The sequence below is a fragment of the Dolichospermum circinale AWQC310F genome, from assembly GCF_000426925.1.
Taxonomy (GTDB): domain Bacteria; phylum Cyanobacteriota; class Cyanobacteriia; order Cyanobacteriales; family Nostocaceae; genus Dolichospermum; species Dolichospermum circinale.
In genome coordinates this window covers 50,784-53,480 of the sequence record NZ_KE384665.1, presented here as the reverse complement: position 1 = coordinate 53,480, position 2,697 = coordinate 50,784, and the positions used below count along the sequence as shown (strand labels likewise).

Genomic DNA, 2,697 nt, shown 5'->3' with positions numbered 1-2,697 from the left:
CGGCAGCGGAAACAAAATTAATTCGCTGTACACAAGGAGCTATTTATGATGTAATTGTTGATATGCGTCCTGAATCTCCAACTTATTTATCGCATATTGGTGTAGAGCTAACTGCCCAAAATCGCCGCGCTCTTTATGTACCAGAAATGTTTGCTCATGGTTATCAAGCTTTAACAGATGGTGCAGAAGTTGTATATCAAGTGGGTGAATTTTACACTCCTGGATATGAACGAGGTTTACGTTATGATGACCCAATTTTAGAAATTTCTTGGCCGTTGAATGCTACAGAAATGTCTGATAAAGATCGGAATTGGCCTTTACTAGAATCTATTTTGATAGGAGTTTAATTATGATTATTGTTGATAAGGCTTTACAAGCACGGGCTGCATTAGGTAAACCAGTAAAAGTGGCCATGATTGGCGCTGGTTTTATGGGTCGAGGCATTGCTAATCAAATTATCAGTTCTGTGCCAGGAATGGAGTTGGTGGCTATTTCTAATCGTCACATTGATACAGCCAAACGAGCTTATTTAGAAGCAGGAATTGAAAATATCAAAATTGTTGCCAATTTAGCTGATTTGGAAGATGCGATCGCTGAAAATGAATATGCCATCACCGAAGATGCTATGCTCTTATGTGAAGCAGATGGTATAGATGCAATCATTGAAGTCACCGGGACAATTGAATACGCGGCACATTTGGTCATGTCTGCGATCGCTCATCATAAACATATCATTTTGATGAATGCGGAACTTGATGGCACAATTGGACCCATTCTCAAAGTTCACGCAGACCGGGCTGGAGTCATCCTGAGCGCCTGTGACGGCGACCAACCAGGGGTGGAGATGAATCTCTACCGCTTTGTTAAAAGCATCGGTTTAAAGCCCCTTCTCTGTGGCAATATTAAGGGTTTACAAGACCCCTACCGCAACCCCACCACCCAAGCCGGTTTCGCCCAGCGCTGGGGTCAAAATCCCGCCATGGTGACAAGTTTTGCTGATGGGACAAAAATCTCCTTTGAGCAAGCGATCGTAGCCAATGGTACAGGGATGCAAGTAGCCAGACGGGGGATGCTAGGATATGACTACCCAGGTCACGTTGATGACATGACCAAAATGTATGATATTGACCAACTGCAAGAATTAGGCGGTATAGTTGATTACGTCGTTGGCACTAAACCAGGTCCGGGAGTATTTGTTTTTGCTACCCATGAAGACCCTAAACAACGTCATTATCTCAACCTGTATAAACTAGGTGAAGGACCTCTCTACAGTTTCTACACCCCCTATCACCTGTGCCATTTTGAAGTTCCCCTATCAGTAGCCCGTGCTGTCCTCTTCCATGATGCTGTACTGACACCAATCGCCGGTCCGGTTGTTGATGTTGTCACCACGGCCAAAATTGACCTCCAAGCCGGGGAAAGACTTGATGGTATTGGTTATTACATGACCTATGGACAATGTGAAAATTCCCCCATTGTTCAACAACAAAACTTACTACCAATGGGTATTGCGGAAGGATGTCGCTTGAAGCGCGATATTCCTAAAGATCAGGTTCTCACTTACGATGATGTAGAATTACCTCAAGGTAGACTTTGCGATCAATTACGGGCTGAACAATCAGTTTATTTTGCTCCAGCAAAAACTTTAGCACTGATGAAATAGTTTTAAAATCACTGTAAGTATTCAGCTATAGCAATCGTTCATATCAGATTCCGGACTTCTGGGATTTATTGTATCCATAAATGATAAATTGCTCCGTTGAAGTCGGGGATCTTATCACCTCACCTGAATTCTTACAAATCACTATCAAAATAATTCAGAGGTTTCCTGATATTCTCATTAGACCTCTGAATTTACATATATAATTCCAGAGGCTTCTGTTGAGTCTAAAATTATTTTTTTAACTAACTACTTCCATCAGAGAGGAAGCGGAGACAAGAAAAAATATTTAACTCAATAATTTGGATATAGAAAGATGTATTTTGGCAGGGATGATTTTCATAAATTAGTGAGGTGTTTTATGATTCATATTCCTATGAAAGAAGATGAATTAATTGATAATCAACGGATGATACAATCGGGGATATTGCCCAAGAAATCTGTCAATAGATTGGTATAACAATCAATTAATAGAGAATAGTAATTACCAATTACCAACTACCTATCACCCATGACAAAATTATAGGTAAACTGTTATGAAAATTGCCCTCGTCCATGATTACTTAACTCAGCGCGGTGGAGCAGAACGCGTATTTGAATTATTGTGCAAACGCTATCCCGAAGCCGACATTTTCACCTCATTATATGATGCACAAAAGAGTATTGATCTAGAAGAAAGAATTATCAATACCACATTTTTGCAGAAAATTCCTGGTGCAACCAAATATTTTCGGATGTTAGCTCCCCTATATTTTCCAGCATTTCGGTCTTTGGATCTACAAGACTATGACTTGATTATTAGCAGTAGTACAAGTTTTGCCAAAGCAGTACGGAAAAAACCCCAAGCCAGACATATTTGTTTTTGTCATAATGTTACCCGTTTCTTATGGGATACAGAAACTTATTTACGGGAATACGGAGACTATCGCCACTTTGCTCCTCTGATTGAAAAAGTATTTCAAATCATCAGAAATCTAGACTTGAAATATGCTCAAGAACCAGATATTTACATTGCCAACTCTAGTATTGTTGCCCAG

At 40.2% G+C, this 2,697-nt stretch carries 3 protein-coding genes; all 3 read left to right on the top strand.

All coding sequences use genetic code 11. The features are described from left to right. Positions 1-347, top strand: a 347-nt coding sequence (gene rfbC / locus ACIR310F_RS26580) for a dTDP-4-dehydrorhamnose 3,5-epimerase (RefSeq protein WP_231387367.1), incomplete at its 5' end; no start/stop codon positions are given. 2 nt (positions 348-349) lie between these two features. Beyond that, positions 350-1,663, top strand: coding sequence for an NAD(P)H-dependent oxidoreductase (locus tag ACIR310F_RS0102915; protein ID WP_028082525.1), 1,314 nt, complete (start codon positions 350-352; stop codon positions 1,661-1,663). A 533-nt stretch (positions 1,664-2,196) separates the two neighbouring features. Continuing rightward, a partial coding sequence (locus ACIR310F_RS26575) for a glycosyltransferase family protein (RefSeq protein ID WP_462433814.1) occupies positions 2,197-2,697 on the top strand: 501 nt, incomplete at its 3' end.